The following is a 16,531-nucleotide window of genomic DNA, read 5'->3' on the forward strand; positions in this document are numbered from 1 at the left end:
GATCCGTGCGGGGTGCCGCTCCCGGCGTGCGGTGCGGCCCGGTCCTCCCTGTCGGTGGCCCGTGAACACGCCACGGACCGTGGCGGGGGGCGGTGTTCTTCGGGAAACATGGCGCGGGTCGTCCGGGAATCCGGGTAGCGGCGGATCGGAAGCGGATCACAAGGGGTGTGGCATGAGCGGTGTGGGGCGCAGGACAGTCGTCGCGGCGGCGGGCGGCGCGGGTCTCGTCGCGGCCCTCGCGGCCTGCGGCGGCGGCTCCTCGGACGGTGACGGCGCGACGGGCGGCAAGGGCGGCACGAGCGGCGCCGACGGGTCCGGTGGCGCCGACGCCTCGGGCGGCACGGACGCGTCGGGCGGTGCCTCGCAGACCCCGCCGCTCGCGCGGACCGACGACATCCCGGTCGGCGGCGGGAAGGTGCTCGCCGACCGGGGCGTGGTGGTCACGCAGCCCAAGAAGGGCGAGTTCAAGGCCTTCTCGGCGCGCTGCACCCATGCGGGCTGCACGGTGGGCTCGGTCGCCGACGGGGTCATCGTGTGCCCCTGTCACCAGAGCCGTTTCGACTTCTCGGACGGCAGCGTCAAGCAGGGCCCGGCGTCCAGCCCGCTGGAGCCGACCCCGATCGAGGTGACGGGCGACGCGATCAGGCTCGGCTGACGCCGCCTGGTCCGGAGCGCGGCGCGGGGGCCCGGCGCGGGGCCTTCCAGCAGCCGAGCACCTCGTCGGTGGTCGCGATGGTGGCGACCAGGGCGAGCGTGTTCCGGATCACCGCGGGGGTGTAGTCGGCCGGCACCCCCGCGATGGCGTCGCCGGGCACGACGACGGTGTAGCCGAGGTTGACGGCGTCGAACACGGCGTTGGGGACGGCCACGTTGGCGGAGACGCCGGTGACGACGAGGGTGCGGCAGCCGAGGTTGCGCAGCAGCGCGTCGACGTCGGTGCCGGCGAGGGGCGAGAGCCCGTGCAGCCGGCGTACGACGAGGTCCTGTTCGGCGACCTCGATCGGTTCGGCGATGCGTACGGCGGAGCTTCCGGTGTGCTGCTGCACGGGGAGCCGGGCGGCGGCGCGGAAGAGGCGGGCGTTGTGGTTGGCGCCGCGCCCGTCGGGCCGCCGCTCGGCGACGGCGTGCAGCACCTGGACGTCGGCGCCGTGCGCGGCGGCGACCAGCCGGGCCACGTTGTGCAGCGCGCCCGACGAGCGGGCGGCGGCGGCGAGTTCGGGCAGGGCGCTGTCGCGGCCGACGACGCCCTGCTGGCATTCGACGGTGAGCAGCACGGCGCCGTCGGGGGCCAGCTGTTCCCTGAGTTGTTCCGCGTGTCCCACGGTCTCCTCCTCGGTCGTCGCCGCCGTTGCGGTCCTGTCGGCCCCGGCGCACTCCTTGCCACCGGGCGCCGGACCCCCCATGATTTCTGACACCTCGTCAGAAATCCAGAAGGGTGCGGACGATGACCGTCGCACAGCGCCGTGGACGCCGGATCATGATGACCCCGGCCGAGCTCGACACCTTCCTCACGGAACAGCGCACCTGCCGGGTCGCGACCGTGTCGGCCGACGGGCGGCCGCACGTCAGCGCCCTCTGGTTCGCCTGGGACGGCACCTCGCTGTGGCTGTACTCCCTGACCCGCAGCCGCCGTTGGGCCGAACTGCGCGCCCGGCCCCGGATCGCCGTCGTGGTGGACGACGGCGTGGAGTACGGGGAGCTGCGCGGGGTGGAGCTGTCGGGCACCGTGGAGTTCGTGGGCGAGGCGCCGCGCACCGGCAAGCCGTGCGCGGAACTGGAGACCGTCGAACGCCTCTTCGCGGCGAAGAACTTCGGACTGGACGCCATGCCGCACGACGGGCGGCACGCCTGGATGCGCCTGACTCCGGAGGCCGTCGCGTCCTGGGACTTCCGCAAGATGGGGTAGCTCCGGCGACGGCCCTCAGTCGCCCAGCGGCGCGCCCGCCTCCCGCAGCGCCTCGACCACCGCGCGGATGGACGGCCGGCGCCCGGCGTCGGTGCGCCAGGTCGCGTAGATGTGCCGCCGTACGGGCTGGCGCACCGGCACGAAGGCGACCCCGTCCATGACCGGGGGCCGGCCGAGCCGGGGCGCGACGCAGATGCCCAGCCCGGCGGCGACCAGGGCGAGCTGGGTGTGGTGGTCCCCGGCGACGTGGGCGATCCGGGGCTCGACGCCCTTGGACCGGAGTGTGAACATGAGCCAGTCGTGGCAGAACTCGCCGGCGGGCCAGGACACCCATTCCTCGTCGGCGAAGTCCTCCAGATCCACCGCCGCCCGCCCGGCGAGCGGGTGGTCGGCGGGCAGAGCCACGTCGGCGGAGTCGTCGAGCAGCCTGGCCCGTTCGAGACCGGCCGGGACGGGCGCCCGCTTGTTGTTCCAGTCCAGGACCACGGCGAGGTCGCTGTCCCCGCGCAGCACCTCGCGCACGCCCAGGTCGGGCTCCAGCTCGGCGGTGTGGACGCGCAGTTCGGGGTGGGCGGCGCGCAGGGCGCGGATCGCGGTGGGGAACAGCCCCCGCATCGCCGTCGGGAAGGCCGCGATGCGCACCTCGCCGACCACCTGCCCGCGCTGCGCCTCGATGTCCGCCTGGGCGAGCTGGACCTGGGAGAGGATGCGCGAGGCGTGCTCGGCGAGGAGCAGTCCGGCGTCGGTGAGCCGCACCCCGCGCCCGTTCTTCGCGAGGAGCTGCTGGCCGACCTCCCGCTCCAGTTTCGACAGCTGCTGGGAGACGGCCGAGGTGGTGACGTGCAGTCCTTCGGCGGCACCGCTGACGGAGCCGTGCCGGGCGACGGCGTCCAGGGTGCGCAGGCGCTCCAGATTCCACATGTAAGCAATGCTACGACGACGACTCCAGGAATTCTCGCTTGTACTAAGAGATGGGGTCGGTCACCCTGAACGGCATGAGCAGCCCCGCCCTCCCGTCCCCGCCCCGCCCCCGGTCCTCCCTCGACTGGCGCGTCCGTTTCGGCGTGCTGGCCCTGATCTGGGGTTTCAGCTTCCTCTTCATCAAGGTCGGCACGGAGGGCTTCGCCCCCTTCCAGGTGACCTTCGGCCGTCTCCTGTTCGGTACGGCGGTGCTGGCCGTCGCCTTCGTCGTGAAGCGGGACCGGCTCCCGCGCGGCGCCCGCACCTGGGGCCATCTGACGGTGGCGGCCTTCCTCCTGAACGCCCTGCCGTTCTCGCTGTTCTCGTACGCCGAGCTGACCATCCCGTCGACCCTCGCGGGCATCTGCAACGCCACGACCCCCCTGTGGGGCATGCTCCTGTCGCTCGTCGCACTCTCGGAGGACCGGCCGACCCGCGTCCGGGCGGCGGGCCTGGGCATAGGTTTCGTCGGCGTCCTGACGGTCCTCGGCGCCTGGCAGGGCTTCTCGGGCCTGGACGTCACGGGCACGGCACTGGCCCTGCTGGCCTCGTTCAGCTACGCGGTGGGCTGGATCTACGTCCGCCGCACCCTGTCCGGCAGCGGCGCGTCGAACCTCGCCCTCGCGGGCTCCCAGGTGGGCCTCGCGACCCTCCAGCTCGCGGTGGTCACCCCGCTGTTCACCAGCCTGCCGACCCACGTCGAGCTCCTGCCGCTGCTCTCGGTGATCGCGCTGGGCGCCCTGGGCACGGGCTGCGCGATGCTGCTCCAGTACGGCGTGGTGGCGGAGGTCGGCCCGACGACGGCGTCCATGGTCACCTACTTCATCCCGGTCATCGCGACGGCCGCCGGCGTCGCGGTGCTCGGCGAGCACCTCACCTGGAACACCCCGGTGGGCGCGGTGGTGGTCCTCGCGGGCGCGGCCCTCACCCAGACCCGAGGGCCCCGCCGCCGCACCGGACGGTCCGCCCCGGCCACGGTGCCCGCCGTCGCGGGCGCCCCGGCTGCGGTGGCCCCGTCCACAGCCGCCCCGTCCGAGGCCCCTGCGGCCGCGGCTCCCCCCACGCAGGCTCCCCCGGCCCGGGCCGGCGCCGCCCGCGGCTGACCGGAGCCGAAGCCGAAACCGACCGGCGGACCGGCGGACCGGCTGACCGAAGCCGAAACCGACCGGCGGACCGGGGCCGACCGGAGCCGACCCGCCCACCGGGGCTCCGTCCCAGCCGCCCGCCCCCTCCGCTCACCCGTAGCTCCGGGCCGGCGCCGGCCCCGCCGCGTAGGCGACGGCGTCGGCGAGGGGTTCGACGTCGGCCGGGGCGAGCCGGGAGACGGTCAGCCGGACGGCCGGGCCCGCGTCCATGCGGAAGCGGGCGCCGGGGGCGACCGCCCAGCCCGCGGCGAGCATCCGGGAGACGGCCCCGGTCTCGTCGGCGACCGGCACCCAGACGTTCATGCCGCCGCGCCCGTGCGCCTCGATCCCCCGCCGGGCGAGCGCACGGACGAGGCCGTCGCGCCGTTCCCCGTACGCCGCCGAGACGGCCACGGGGTCGACGGCGCCCGTGGTCCACAGGTGCACGACCGTGCGCTGGAGCAGCCGGCTGACCCAGCCGGGGCCGAGCCGCTGGCGCCCGAGCACCCGGTCGACGGTCTCCCGGTCCCCGGTGAACGCGGCGATCCGCAGGTCCGGTCCGTAGGCCTTGGCGACCGACCGGACGAAGACCCACCGCCCCGCGCCGGTGGCGAGCGGGTGCGGCGGCTCCGCGACGATGCCGTGCCCGTGGTCGTCCTCGATCAGGAGCACGTCCGGGTGGGGGGCGAGGACGGCGCGCAGCTCGGCGGCCCGCTCCTCGCTCACGCAGCCGCCCGTCGGGTTCTGCGCCCGGTCGGTGACGATGACCGCCCGCGCGCCGCCGCGCAGCGCCCGGGCCACGGCGTCGGGCAGCGGCCCCTCGTCGTCCACGGCGACCGGTACGGGCCGCAGTCCGAGCGCCGGCACGAGGTCGAGGAGGCTGCCCCAGCCGGGGTCCTCCACGGCGACGGCGTCGCCCGGCCTGAGGTGCGCGGCCAGCACCCGCTCGATCGCGTCGAGGGAGCCGGACGCCACGCCGACGGGCCCGGCGGGCACCCCGTCCGCGTCGAAGGCGGCCCGCGCGAGCCGCGCGAACTCGGCGTCGACCGGGGCCTCCCCGTACAGCGTCGGCCGCTCGGCGTAAGCACGCGCCACCGCGGCGAAGGCCTCGTCGAGCCGGGGCAGCAGCGCCGGGTCCGGGCTGCCCTCGCTCACGTCCCGCACCCCCTCGGGGGCCTCGACCCGGAGGGAGCCGCGGGCCGTCGTGGCGGGCGCGGAGCGCACCCGACTGCCCCGCCGCCCGTCGGTCTCGATCACACCGCGCTCGCGCAGGGTCCGGTACGCGGCGGCGACGGTATTGGGATTCACCCCGAGGACCGCTGCCAACTCCCGCATGGGAGGCAGCAGTTGTCCGGGCACGAGAGCCCCTTCGCCCACACCCCGCTCGACGCTGGCGGCGATCTCCGATGCGCGGCGTCCTTCGATCCGATACTCTCCTAGCACAAACCACACTATGCACTAGTGCAATGGAGAGCGCAATGCCGGAGACGGACTCCTACACCCCGACCGACCGCACCGTCCCCACGCGCTCCGCGAAGCGCGCCTCCTACGACCGCGCGCTGGTGCACTCGATCCTGGACGAGGCCTACGTCTGCCACCTCGGCTTCGTCCGCGACGGCGCCCCCGTCGTCCTGCCGACCCTGTACGGCCGGATAGGCGAACGTCTGTACGTGCACGGCTCGACCGGCTCCCGCCCGCTGCGCACGGCCGGGCACGGCGAGTCCGCCCCCGGCCTGCCGGTCTGCCTGACCGTGACCCACGTGGACGGCCTGGTGCTCGCCAAGTCCGCGTTCCACCACTCGATGAACTACCGCTCCGTCGTCGTGCACGGCACCGCCCACCAGGTCACCGACCCGCAGGAGCTGCGCACCGCCCTGGACGCGCTCGTCGACCAGGTCGTCCCCGGCCGCGCCGCCGACTCCCGCCCCGGCAACGCCAAGGAGCTCGCCGCGACCGCCGTCCTGCGCCTCGACCTCGACGAGGTCTCCGCGAAGGTCCGCACCGGCGGCCCGAACGACGACCCCGAGGACGCCGCGCTCCCCCACTGGGCCGGGGTCGTCCCGGTACGGCGCCGGTACGGCACCCCGGTCCCGGCCGTGGACCTCGACCCGGCCGTCGCCCTGCCCGACTACCTCTCGGCCCTGTGAGGAGCGCCCCGTGCTGATCCGTCCCTGGGACTCCCCGAGCAACGACGCCGAATGGCGCACCTGGCTGTCCGCCCACGACTTCGGCCAGCTCGCGGTGAACGGCGCACCGGGCGAACCGCCGTGGGTCCAGCCGGCGCACTTCCGCTACGAGCCCGAGCCCGGCCCGCACGGCCGGGTCATCACCCATCTCGCCCGCCCCAACCCGCTCTGGCGCGACCTGGAGCGGAACCCCGCCGTGCTCCTGAGCGTCGTCGACGACTACGTCTTCGTGCCGGGCCACTGGACCGCTCCGGAGGGCGCGCCTTCGGAGCACGGCACCCCCACCTCGTACTACGCGGCCGTCCAGCTCCGCTGCGTCGCCCGGATCGTCGACGACCCGGCCGAGAAGGCGGAGCTGCTCAACCGCCAGGTGGCCCACTTCCAGCCGGAGGGCGGCACCGCGCCGGTGTGCCCCGGCGAGGCCCCCTTCGGGCGGATGCTGCCGGGCATCCGGGTCCTGTGCCTGGACGTGACCGAGGTGCGGGCGAAGTTCAAGTACGCGGGCAACAAGCCCCAGGAGGTCCAGGACCGGGTGGCGGACCGGCTCGCCGAGCGTGCGGGCCCGGGCGACGCCGCCGCCCGCGCCCACCAGCTGCGCCGCCGCGCCCCGGAGGCGTGAACCACCGGGCGCGGCCCCGTGCGTACCGGTACCGCCGACGCCGTCAGCCCCGTACCGGCACCGGCTCCACCACCCGGCGCCGGGCCGCCGCGGCCGAGCGGGCCTCGCCGAGGGCGAGCCCGGTCACCGCGGTGAGCAGGAGCAGGGTGCCCCCGACGGTCGCGGCGGTGAGCCGTTCGCCGAGGAGGGTGACGGCGATGAGCGCCGCGCTCACCGGCTCCAGGAGCATGATCACGGAGACGGTCGCGGCGCGGACCACGGCCGCCCCGGCGAAGTACAGGGCGTAGGCGAGCGCGGTCGGCACCGCGGCGACGTACACGAGCAGGAGCAGCACCTGGGCGGGGGCGCCGGTGTGCGGCACGATCCCCTCGGCCGCGGCCAGGGGCAGCAGCCCGACGGCGCCGACGGCGAAGGCCCAGGTGGTGGTGGACAGCGCGTCCGCGCCGCCGCCGTCGCGGCCGAGCCACCGGGTCAGCAGGGTGATCGCCGCGTATCCGGCGGCGGACACGACGGCGAGCAGGACGCCGAGCGGCCGGATCTCCGCGCCCCCGCCGCCGAGGACGAGGACGGCGAGTCCGGCGAGTGCCCCGATGACGGCCGCGGCGCCCCCGGCACCGATCCGCTCGCCCATGAAGAGCCGGGCGCCGACCGCGATGAGCACGGGTCCGGCGCCGAGCGTGACGACGGTGCCGACGGCGAGTCCGGTGAGGTCGACGGCGGCGAAGTAGGAGCTCTGGAAGACGGTGAGCCCGACGCCGGTGCCGAGGATCCGCAGGAGCCGCCGCCCGCGCGGTTCGACGGTGGCGGGCCGCGGCCGGCGCCGCAGTGCGAGCGCCCCGAGCAGCAGGACGAGCCCGCCGACGCAACGCCAGAACGACAGGGCGAGGGGGCCGATGTCACTGGCCCGGAAGAGCAGCGCCGCGGCCGCGCCCGCGGTGCCCCAGGCGATTCCGGCGACGATCAGATAGGTGAGGCTCCGGCCGGTGGACAGGCCGGAGGACGAGGTGTTCGACACGTGTGCGCTCCACGGGAAGACGGGGGAGGTGAAGGGTCGTCGTGGTACGCGGGCAGGCGTCGACGACCTGCTCGGGGGCCTGTGTCGGCCCGCCCGAGCCCGGTCTTCCTCAGGGAGAAGAGGCCGCCCGCGCTAGGCGGCGGGAGGCGGAAGCGCGGTCGAATGCATGATCGACACCCTAGGGCGCGGACCGCTCGACCGACAACTCCCGGCCGTCGCCGGCCGCCGCACCGTCAGCGGCCACCGCGACGCCCCCCTGGGCCACCGCCGCGGCGGCGCCCTCGGCCGAGCCCGCCACCACCCCGGAGGCCGCCGCCTTGGGCGTGGCGGACTGGGCGATGAAGGCGCCGACCAGGACCACCGCGCCGCCGAGGATCTGCGGCGCCGCCAGGTGCTCGCCGAGCAGCACCCAGGCGAGGACGGTCGCGATCACGGCCTCCAGGCAGGCGACGACACCGGCCACCTGCGGGGAGAGCCGGCGCACCGACACGACGCCGGTGGCGTAGGCGAGCACGGTGGCGATCAGCACGATCCAGCCGAGCAGCAGCCAGGCCGGGGCGCCGGTCCCGGCCATGTCCGCGGTTCCGCCGAGGACCGCCCAGTCCATCTCCCAGGGGCGGGCGAGGACCGTGAGGACGAGGGCGCCGACGAGGAGCGCGTACGCGATGACGCCGAGCGCGTGGACGGGTTCGGCGTCGTCGCCGCCCTGGTCGGCCAGGACGAAGTAGCCGACCTGGCAGCAGGCCGCCGCCAGCGCGAGCACGAGGCCCAGCAGGTCGAAGCTGAGCCCGGACCAGACCTGGACGACGCAGGCGAGTCCGCCGACGGCCAGGACGACGCCGAGGGCGGCCCGCCGGGTGACCGGCCGCCGCTGGACGAAGCGGACCCAGCCGAGGACGAGCGCCGGGGCCAGGTACTCGATGAGCAGTGCCACCCCGACGGGGATGCGGGAGAGGGAGGCGAAGTAGAAGCCCTGGACGCCGGCGACGCCGAGCAGTCCGAAGCCGGCGAGCAGGGCGGGCTTGCGGCGGACCAGGTCGCGGTGGCGCCAGGCCACCGGGAGCATGACGAGGGCGGCTCCGGCCACCCGGAGCCACACCACGTGGAGCGGGTCGAGTCCCGCCTCGATGAGCGGCTTGGCCGCCACTCCCGAACCACCGAAAGCGACGGCGGAGACCAGGGCGAGTCCCAGGCCTGCGCTTTTCTCCTGAGACGCGTGCATCGGGCCATCATGACAGGACGCCGTCAGGTGCGTAACCCCCGTTACACCTGTTGAGACGGCTCCCCCGTACGGGCGGCCAGATCGTGCCGGTCGACGCCCGCACGGCGGAGCACCTCGGCGGCCCGGTTGCCGGGGTCGGCGGCGAGCGCGGCGAGCAGGTCGAGTCCGCGGACCCGGCCGTCGCCGCGCAGCGCGGCCCGTTCGAAGGCCCCGGCGAGGGCGGCGGCCGCGGCCGGGGACCAGCCCGCGGCGGCACCCTCGGAGCCCCGGAGGACGGGCAGGTCCGAGCCGGTGTCCTCGACGGACCGCTGCCAGCGCAGCCCGTACCCGATGGAGCGCTGGACGAGGTAGCCGAGCACGCGGGCCCGCTGCTGGGGGCTCTCGAAGGCGGCGGCGCTCTCCGGGTCGGCCTCGACGAGGGAGTGCAGCAGGTGGGCGGTGTCGACCTGCCGGTCCCCGTCGCGCAGGGCACGCCGTCTGGCGCCCGTCACCACGGTCACCAGCTCGACGGTCAGGGCGTCCGCCAGTTCGGCGCGGCGGACGGCGGGCAGTCGGGGCAGCGAGGGGCCGGGGACGGGACCGCGCGCGCCGGGGGCCCGGGAGCCGGCCGCCCCGGGCAGGCCGGGGACGCCGGGCACACCGGGCACACCGGACGCGCCGGACCTGCCGGGAGCACTGTCAGGAGGGACGGGAATTCGCACCCTCCCACCTCATCAGTCCCGACAAGCCGGGGCATCCCCGGCGAGAAGCATGTGCACATCCCACCGGAGTTGGGCACGGGCGATCGGTTCCTCCTCCTTACGGATGAGATCGCGTGACTTCTCCCTCAGGGGCGCGCGCCGCCTTGCCCTACGCCCCGTGCGCAACCACAGGACCGTCCCGTATCGTCCTCCAGGCATGTTCTGGATGGTGGCTCTCCTCGCGCTCGACGGGCGGCAGTACGTCTACCGCGTGTACGCACCGCGGGCGGCGCTGCCGGCCGACCTCTTCTGGGCGGCCTTCCACTGCCACGACGAGAGCGGCGGCCCCCGCGCCTCCGACCGCTTCGACTCCGCGCAGATCTGGTGGATCGGCGGCGAGACGGCAGAACTGACGGTTCATCAGTATTGAATGTTGACGCCGCTGGGGCTACGTTCCGCGACACCGAAGAGCCGACTGGTACGCGTGAAGGGGTGGTCGTATGGCCGAAGTCAGCGCGGAGGCACGGATCGAGGCTCCGTCCGAGAAGGTGTGGGCACAGCTCACCGACTTCACCTCGTACGGGGAGTGGAACGCCACCCACACCAACTTCCCGAACGGCGGCCCGGCCACCCTGGAGGCGGGCGCGACCTTCGCCGAGAACATGAAGCTCATGGGCTTCCCGGCCGAGGTCACCTGGACGGTGGAGGAGCTGGAGACGGGCCGGGTGTTCGCGATCCGCGGCAAGGGGCCGATGGGCGTGACCGTCGGCACCCGCTACGCCCTCACCGCCGACGGCGGAGCCACCACCGTACGGATCGAAGGGGAGTTCACGGGTGCGGCCGTCTCCCTGATGGCGGGCAAGCTCAAGGACTCGGCCACGGCGGCGCTGACCGAGTCCCTGCGCAAGCTGGCCGGCCTGGTCGCCTGACCGGCGCGCTCCGTACGACGAGGGGCCCCGCGGCATGTCGCCGCGGGGCCCCTCGCTCCTGCCGTCCGGGTCAGCGCTCGTCGGCCAGGATCAGGTACAGCTTCTTGCGGGCCTCGTTGATGACCTCGACGGCCTTCTGCCGCTGATCGGGGGTGCCGGTCTTCCAGACCTGCCCGAACGCCTCCATCAGACCGAAGCCGGCCTGCCGGATCTCGTTCACGGCCTCCCAGTCGACACCGCGCCCGGCCTCCTCCCACGGGGCCTCGGGCCCCGCCTCGGCCTCCGCGCGTCCGGCGTCGGTGAGCGTGAACAGCTTCTTGCCGCCCTCGCTCTCGCTGACGATCAGACCCTCGTCCTCCAGCATCTGGAGGGTCGGGTAGACCGAACCGGGGCTGGGCTTCCAGGCCCCGCCGCTGCGCTCGCCGATCTCCTGGATCATCTCGTAGCCGTGCATCGCCCGGTCCTTCAGCAGGGCCAGGATCGAGGCGCGCACATCACCGCGCCGCGCCCGGCCGCGACCTCCGCCACGCCCGCGCCCGCCGAAGCCACCGCCGCCCCAGGGGCCGCCACCGCCGAAGCCCGGCCCGAAGGGGCCGAAGGCGGCGCGGCGCCCTTCGAATTCACCACGAGGGCCGGGTCCGCAGTTTCCGCGCCCGCCTCCGTGGCCGTGTCCGTGCTCGTTTCCGTAGGTACGCATCGCAACGCTCCTTCCATCGAGATTCCATCGTTGAACTGTCGCGATGCCTCAACGATATATCGGAACTGTTCGGCGAGCAACAGTGAACGAACACCGGTGGCTCAGAGAGCGCCCGGGCGCGCTCCCTGGCGCCGATGCGGGAGCCCGCCCCCGCCCGGCCGGCCAGGCCCCCGGCGCGCCGACCCCGCCGCCCCCACCGACCGGTCCAGTCCTCCGCGATTGGCCTTGGCCCGTGCTTTCGCCCCTCCGGTACGGTCCGGCTCATGCGGATTCGAATCGTCGACGCCTTCACCGACCGGCCCTTCTCCGGCAACCCCGCCGGAGTCCTCCTCCTCGACTCCTTCCCGGACGACGCCTGGCTCCAGAAGGTGGCCGCCGAGGTCAACCTCTCGGAGACCGCCTTCGCCCACCCGCTGCCGCCGGGCGGCGAGGCCGACTGGGCGCTGCGCTGGTTCACCCCGACCACCGAGGTCGACATGTGCGGCCACGCGACCCTGGCCACCGCCCACGTCCTGCACACCACGGGCACCGCGACCGGCACGGTCCGTTTCGCGGCCCGCTGCGGGATCCTCAGCGCCACCGCCGAGCCCGACGGCACCCTGACGCTGGACTTCCCGACCTCCTCGCTGACCCGGGTGGACGCCCCCGAGGGCCTGGCGAAGGCACTCGGCGCCGAGCCCGTCGCCGTCCACGACACCGCCGCCCACATCGGCGACCTGGTCGTCGAGCTCCGCGACGAGGCGACCGTGCGGGCCCTCGCCCCGGACTTCGCCGCCCTCGCCGCCCTGTCCGAGCGCGGGATCATCGCCACCGCGATCGCGGACCGGCCCGAAGGCGCCTACCAGTTCGTCTCGCGCGGCTTCTTCCCCGCCGTCGGCATCGACGAGGACCCGGTCACGGGCAGCGCCCACACCGCCCTCGCGCCCTTGTGGTCCGCCCGCTTCGGCCGCGACGAGCTGACCGGCTTCCAGGGCGGCGCGCGCACCGGCTTCGTCCGCACCCGGCTGCGCGGCGACCGCACCCTCCTCAACGGTCACGCGGTCACCGTCATCGACGGAGAACTGCACGGCTGAGCCCGGAGACGACGACGAGGGGCGTACGGCCGGTGCCGTACGCCCCTCGTCGTCCTCTCCGCCCGTCCACCGGACGGGCGGCGGCCACGCCACGGGCGGCCACCTCACGGGCGGCGACCTCGCGGGCGGGCCGTCAGCTCATGGCGTGGGCAGCCAGCCCACCTTCCCGGCGAGCAGCCCGTAGCCGACGAAGGCCACGATGTCGAGCAGCGCGTGCGCGACCACCAGCGGCCCCACCCGCCCCCAGCGCCGGTAGAGCCACACGAACACCACCCCCATCACCATGTTGCCGACGAAGCCGCCGATGCCCTGATAGAGGTGGTACGAGCCGCGCAGCACCGCGCTCGCGGCCATCGAGGACTTCGGCGACCAGCCCAACTGGTCGAGCCGGCGCAGCAGGTAGCCGACGACGACGACCTCCTCCAGCACGGAGTTCTGGATCGCCGACAGCACCAGGACGGGGTACTTCCACCACACGTCCGGCAGCGACTCGGGCACCACCGTGAGGTTGAACCCGGCCGCCCGCGCCCCCAGATAGAAGGCCAGGCCCGCGCTGCCGATGCCGGCCGCGACCAGCGCGCCGCGCCCCAGGTCCGGCCACGGCCGGGTGCGGTCGAAGCCGATCACCCGCAGCCCGCGGGTCCCGGCGCCCTCGCGCAGCAGCAGATGCGCGACCAGGACGACCGGGACGAGCGCGCTGGCGATGCCGAACAGCTGCCAGGAGAGGTCGAGCCAGGGCCGCCCGGGCGCGTAGGAGCCGTTGAGCGTGGCCGCCTGCTCCTTGAGCGCGCCCGGCTTGGTCAGCGAGCCGATGAAGCTGATGAGGGCGGAGACCCCGCTCGCGCCGAGGGACAGCGCGAGGACGATCAGCGTCTCGTCGCGCAGGACCCGGCGCGGCAGGCCGTCCGGGGGCAGGGAAGCGTCCACCACTCGTTGCTCCGACACCACACCTGTCTCCCATTCCCCACAGCGACCCGGGTAACGGGAACCCTACCTACGAGGCGGCCTTCACCCCCACCGGCCAGGTGTGCACGGGCTCGCCGGTCAGCATCAGCTCGCGGTAGCGGCGGGTGGTCGCCGCGAGCGCCGCCGCGCGGTCCAGACCGGAGTCCAGGGCCCGGTGGAAGGTGTCCGCCTGCCACGAGGCCCCGTTGACCCGCCGCCGGCAGCGCTCCTCGATCACGCCGAGGTAGAAGTCGCGGTCCCGCGGCTCCACGTGCCAGGCGTCGAGCCCGGCCGCGGCCAGCGGCAGCAGCTCGTCGAGGACCAGCCGGACCGCCGGCACGGTCGTCACGCCGCCCGAGCGGCCGGAGCGCGGCCAGCGCAGCTCGGCCTCGATGCCGTGGCGGCACGCGGTGTCGAAGTTGTGCTCGGCGTCCTGGAACGCCATCCGCTTCCAGACCGGGCGGGTGTCGTCGGCGAGCGCCCGGACGAGCCCGTAGTAGAAGACGGCGTTGGCGACGACGTCGGTGACGGTCGGCCCGGCCGGCAGCACCCGGTTCTCCACCCTGAGGTGCGGGACGCCGTCGACCCAGCCGTAGACGGGCCGGTTCCAGCGGTAGACGGTGCCGTTGTGCAGGATCAGCTCGTGCAGCCTGGGCACCCCGCCCTCGTCCAGGACGCGCAGCGGGTCCTCGTCGTCGCAGAGCGGCAGCAGGGCGGGGAAGTAGCGCAGGTTCTCCTCGAAGAGGTCGTACGCCGAATCCACCCAGCGTTCCCCGAACCAGGTCCGCGGGCGCACCCCCTGGGCCTGGAGCTCGGGGGTCCTGGTGTCGGTGGCCTGCGTGAACAGCGGCGGCCTGGACTCCCGCCACAGCTCCCGGCCGAAGAGGAAGGGCGCGTTGGCGCCGACCGCTATCTGGACGCCGGCGATGGCCTGCGCCGCGTTCCACACGGAGGCGAAGCGGGGCGGGGTCACCTGAAGGTGCAGCTGCACCGACGTACAGGCCGCCTCCGGCACGATCGACGACGAGGTGCAGAGCAGCCGCTCCACCCCGTGGATGTCGAGCGTGAAATCCTCCCCGCGGGCCACCAGGATCTGGTCGTTGAGCAGCTTGTAGCGGTCGGCGGCGGAGAGGTTGTCGAGGACCGCGTCGTCCTTCGTGAGGGTCGGCAGTATTCCGATCATGACGACTCCGGCGCCGAGTTCGGCGGCCTTGCGGTCGGCATATCCGAGCCCGGTCCTGAGTTCCTCGGCGAGCCGGTCGAAAACATGGCCGCCGAGCCGGTGCGGGGCGATGTTCACTTCCAGGTTGAACAATCCGAGTTCGGTCTGGAAATCGGGGCTCGCGATACGGTCGAGCACCGGTGCGTTGAGCATCCTGGGCAGTCCGTCCTCGCCCGCGAGATTGAGTTCGATCTCCATGCCCATGAGATTGCGCGGCCGGTCGAATCGTTTCTCCGCCAGGAGCCTCGCGAGTCCCGCGAGACACTGCTGCAGCTTTCGGCGGTAGCGCTGTCGGTCGGCCGGGCCGAACCCGTCCGTCACGACCTTCTCCCCCATCGAAGGGTCCCTCCCCGAGTGGGCAGCCGCCACGACGGCCGCGAGCGTCACGGACGATGATGCCCACCCGACTGATCCATAACGCCTGCGGGCGTGACGCGTTGGCCGATAGTGTGGGCGGGACTCTCCACCGGCAGTGCCCGAGAGCAACGGACAATGGACATATACCAATGTCATATTGTCCCGCATCGGGGGATCGGGATTCGGCCGACCCCCTCCTGCGAGTAGGCGCAGGCAGTCGTTCCGCCGGACGCATGCATTCCACCGAATCACCGTGGAAATACGACCGAATGACTCCTTGTCAGGAATATCGGCGCCGTCTAGCGGAAACACTGTGTGAACACGTGTCGTATAAACTCCGCGCACGAGGCAGAGTGTTGGCGCCCGGCCATGGCCTCATGGCCCCCTTCTCTGGCCCCGTCGCCGACAGCGCCGTCGTACCTGCCCACGCGTCACCGTGTCTCCTGAGTGAGAGGCGACCCACCATGCTCCGACCCTCCCCGGCCCCCGCGCCGGCCCTTCGCAGTGTCCTCACGGCCCTCGGCTCACCGACCGCCGTGCGTGAGGCCCGCACCCCCGCACTGCGAGCCGCACAGGGACCGCTGAGCCCCGAACTGCCGCTGCCCGTCCACGTGCTGGGAGTCGCCGGCAGCGTCGCCGACGCCACCGGCCCCGCGGGCCGGCCGCCCCACACCCGGCTGGCCGGGTGGCGCTTCCTGATCAGGAGCGGAGACCGCGCCATCGCCGCCGCGGACACCATGCTCACGCCCGACGGCTGGTCCTTCTCGCACTTCTTCGAGGGCCCTTACGTCGCCGCCACCGAACGGGCCCTGATCCAGGCCGAGGCGCTCCGCACCCCGTACCAGCCGAGGCTGCTGTCCGTGCCGGAGCTGTACATGCTGACCCTGTGGCTGCACGCCGACCCGGACGCCGACGACCACACCGCCGCGCCCGGCCCGGCCGACCTGCTCGTGCCGCTCTCCCCCGCGCCGCCCGGCATCGCCGCCGACCGCCCCTACCGGGTCGCCGACCTCCTGCCCGTGCTCAGCCTGCGCCTCGCGCCGCCGCCCCTCCTGGGTTCCGCGGCGCCCGCCTGATCCACCCCACGCGCACACCGCGCCCCGGGAGCCGACGGCCCCGGGGCGCACTGCTGTCCGACACCCCTCCCGTTCGGACTAGCCCGCTCGGACCACCCCGAACCCCCCGAAGAGATGGTGCAGTTGACCTGAACCGCCCCTGCGGGTGATGCGTCTTCCCAGGAGAGGACGAGCTGCCGTGAAATACCTGCGGAACGCCGTCCATGGGGCAAGACTGGACCGGAACCGAACCGACCTGACGGGGGCGGCGATGCATCCGAAGAGCCGCAGGACTTCCACCACGACGCAGCGAAAGAACCCACCCATGTGCCAGCACCAGCCCGCCTGTCCCACCGCCCACTCCGCCGACCGTGAGGCGGCACGACTCGTGGCACACCATCCGGAGCAGGGCTGGAGCCTGCTGTGCAACGGGGTCCTGCTCTTCGAGGACACCGGTGAGCTGCTGCCGGACGGCCAGATCATCGCCCCGCACCGGCCGCTGACGGCGGCCAGTGTGACGACGGCGGCCTGAGCCACACCG

At 73.9% G+C, this 16,531-nt stretch carries 19 protein-coding genes; 10 read left to right on the forward strand and 9 right to left on the reverse strand.

The window, feature by feature from the left end:
- The first annotated feature begins 172 nt into the window (after positions 1–172).
- Positions 173–655, forward strand: coding sequence for a Rieske (2Fe-2S) protein (locus OG309_RS06155; RefSeq protein ID WP_329418794.1), 483 nt, complete (start codon positions 173–175; stop codon positions 653–655).
- On the opposite strand, the gene OG309_RS06160 is transcribed toward OG309_RS06155, so the two are convergent.
- Positions 642–1,322 carry a cysteine hydrolase gene (locus OG309_RS06160; RefSeq protein ID WP_329418795.1) on the reverse strand — a complete coding sequence of 227 codons (681 nt, stop codon included), beginning with the start codon at positions 1,320–1,322 and terminating at the stop codon, positions 642–644. The genes OG309_RS06155 and OG309_RS06160 overlap by 14 nt on opposite strands.
- 122 nt (positions 1,323–1,444) lie before the next feature.
- Between OG309_RS06160 and OG309_RS06165 the strand changes: the two genes are divergently transcribed.
- Positions 1,445–1,906 carry a pyridoxamine 5'-phosphate oxidase family protein gene (locus OG309_RS06165; RefSeq protein WP_329418796.1) on the forward strand — a complete coding sequence of 154 codons (462 nt, stop codon included), beginning with the start codon at positions 1,445–1,447 and terminating at the stop codon, positions 1,904–1,906.
- A gap of 15 nt (positions 1,907–1,921) precedes the next feature.
- Here OG309_RS06165 and OG309_RS06170 read toward each other — a convergent pair whose 3' ends face one another.
- Positions 1,922–2,827, reverse strand: a complete 906-nt coding sequence (locus OG309_RS06170) for a LysR family transcriptional regulator (protein ID WP_329418798.1) — start codon at positions 2,825–2,827, stop codon at positions 1,922–1,924.
- Between the two features lie 74 nt (positions 2,828–2,901).
- On the opposite strand from OG309_RS06170, the gene OG309_RS06175 reads away from it, so the two are divergent.
- Entirely contained in the window at positions 2,902–3,969 is a 1,068-nt protein-coding gene (locus tag OG309_RS06175) for a DMT family transporter (protein ID WP_329418799.1), read from the forward strand.
- A gap of 132 nt (positions 3,970–4,101) precedes the next feature.
- Here OG309_RS06175 and OG309_RS06180 read toward each other — a convergent pair whose 3' ends face one another.
- Positions 4,102–5,433, reverse strand: coding sequence for an aminotransferase class I/II-fold pyridoxal phosphate-dependent enzyme (locus tag OG309_RS06180; protein ID WP_329418800.1), 1,332 nt, complete (start codon positions 5,431–5,433; stop codon positions 4,102–4,104).
- A gap of 35 nt (positions 5,434–5,468) precedes the next feature.
- On the opposite strand from OG309_RS06180, the gene OG309_RS06185 reads away from it, so the two are divergent.
- Both OG309_RS06185 and OG309_RS06190 read left to right on the forward strand, forming a co-directional pair.
- Positions 5,469–6,137 (forward strand): pyridoxamine 5'-phosphate oxidase family protein, encoded by a 669-nt coding sequence (locus tag OG309_RS06185; RefSeq protein WP_329418801.1) that lies wholly within the window; start codon positions 5,469–5,471, stop codon positions 6,135–6,137.
- 10 nt (positions 6,138–6,147) lie between these two features.
- Positions 6,148–6,795: an FMN-binding negative transcriptional regulator gene (locus OG309_RS06190; RefSeq protein WP_329418803.1), complete on the forward strand. Its 648-nt coding sequence runs from the start codon at positions 6,148–6,150 to the stop codon at positions 6,793–6,795.
- Positions 6,796–6,838: 43 nt separating this feature from the next.
- Here the strand turns inward: OG309_RS06190 and OG309_RS06195 are convergent, their stop codons facing one another.
- The 3 genes from OG309_RS06195 to OG309_RS06205 all read right to left on the reverse strand — a co-directional run bounded on the left by OG309_RS06195 (position 6,839) and on the right by OG309_RS06205 (position 9,592).
- A complete protein-coding gene (locus OG309_RS06195) occupies positions 6,839–7,810 on the reverse strand; it encodes a DMT family transporter (RefSeq protein ID WP_329418804.1) in 972 nt (323 codons plus the stop codon).
- A gap of 178 nt (positions 7,811–7,988) precedes the next feature.
- Positions 7,989–9,032 carry an EamA family transporter gene (locus OG309_RS06200; protein WP_329418806.1) on the reverse strand — a complete coding sequence of 348 codons (1,044 nt, stop codon included), beginning with the start codon at positions 9,030–9,032 and terminating at the stop codon, positions 7,989–7,991.
- A 41-nt stretch (positions 9,033–9,073) separates the two neighbouring features.
- Entirely contained in the window at positions 9,074–9,592 is a 519-nt protein-coding gene (locus tag OG309_RS06205; RefSeq protein WP_329428177.1) for a Clp protease N-terminal domain-containing protein, read from the reverse strand.
- Positions 9,593–9,929: 337 nt separating this feature from the next.
- Between OG309_RS06205 and OG309_RS06210 the strand changes: the two genes are divergently transcribed.
- On the forward strand, positions 9,930–10,142 hold the full coding sequence (locus OG309_RS06210; protein ID WP_132918861.1) for a hypothetical protein: 213 nt from the start codon (positions 9,930–9,932) through the stop codon (positions 10,140–10,142).
- 70 nt (positions 10,143–10,212) lie between these two features.
- Positions 10,213–10,641 carry a type II toxin-antitoxin system Rv0910 family toxin gene (locus tag OG309_RS06215; RefSeq protein WP_329418807.1) on the forward strand — a complete coding sequence of 143 codons (429 nt, stop codon included), beginning with the start codon at positions 10,213–10,215 and terminating at the stop codon, positions 10,639–10,641.
- Between the two features lie 70 nt (positions 10,642–10,711).
- Here OG309_RS06215 and OG309_RS06220 read toward each other — a convergent pair whose 3' ends face one another.
- Positions 10,712–11,338 (reverse strand): PadR family transcriptional regulator, encoded by a 627-nt coding sequence (locus OG309_RS06220; protein WP_329418809.1) that lies wholly within the window; start codon positions 11,336–11,338, stop codon positions 10,712–10,714.
- Between the two features lie 263 nt (positions 11,339–11,601).
- Between OG309_RS06220 and OG309_RS06225 the strand changes: the two genes are divergently transcribed.
- A complete protein-coding gene (locus OG309_RS06225; RefSeq protein WP_329418811.1) occupies positions 11,602–12,411 on the forward strand; it encodes a PhzF family phenazine biosynthesis protein in 810 nt (269 codons plus the stop codon).
- A 138-nt stretch (positions 12,412–12,549) separates the two neighbouring features.
- On the opposite strand, the gene OG309_RS06230 is transcribed toward OG309_RS06225, so the two are convergent.
- Together OG309_RS06230 and OG309_RS06235 are read right to left on the reverse strand one after the other, a co-directional pair.
- Complete coding sequence (locus OG309_RS06230) at positions 12,550–13,341, reverse strand: CPBP family intramembrane glutamic endopeptidase (RefSeq protein WP_329418813.1); 792 nt, start codon at positions 13,339–13,341, stop codon at positions 12,550–12,552.
- 64 nt (positions 13,342–13,405) lie between these two features.
- Positions 13,406–14,914 (reverse strand): glutamate--cysteine ligase, encoded by a 1,509-nt coding sequence (locus tag OG309_RS06235; RefSeq protein ID WP_329418814.1) that lies wholly within the window; start codon positions 14,912–14,914, stop codon positions 13,406–13,408.
- Between the two features lie 485 nt (positions 14,915–15,399).
- Here OG309_RS06235 and OG309_RS06240 point away from each other — a divergent pair, with 485 nt between their 5' ends.
- Both OG309_RS06240 and OG309_RS06245 read left to right on the forward strand, forming a co-directional pair.
- Positions 15,400–16,011 carry a hypothetical protein gene (locus tag OG309_RS06240; protein ID WP_329418815.1) on the forward strand — a complete coding sequence of 204 codons (612 nt, stop codon included), beginning with the start codon at positions 15,400–15,402 and terminating at the stop codon, positions 16,009–16,011.
- Between the two features lie 304 nt (positions 16,012–16,315).
- Positions 16,316–16,522 (forward strand): DUF5999 family protein, encoded by a 207-nt coding sequence (locus tag OG309_RS06245; protein ID WP_046912031.1) that lies wholly within the window; start codon positions 16,316–16,318, stop codon positions 16,520–16,522.
- Positions 16,523–16,531 lie beyond the last annotated feature (9 nt).

This window comes from Streptomyces sp. NBC_01268, from assembly GCF_036240795.1.
GTDB lineage: Bacteria > Actinomycetota > Actinomycetes > Streptomycetales > Streptomycetaceae > Streptomyces.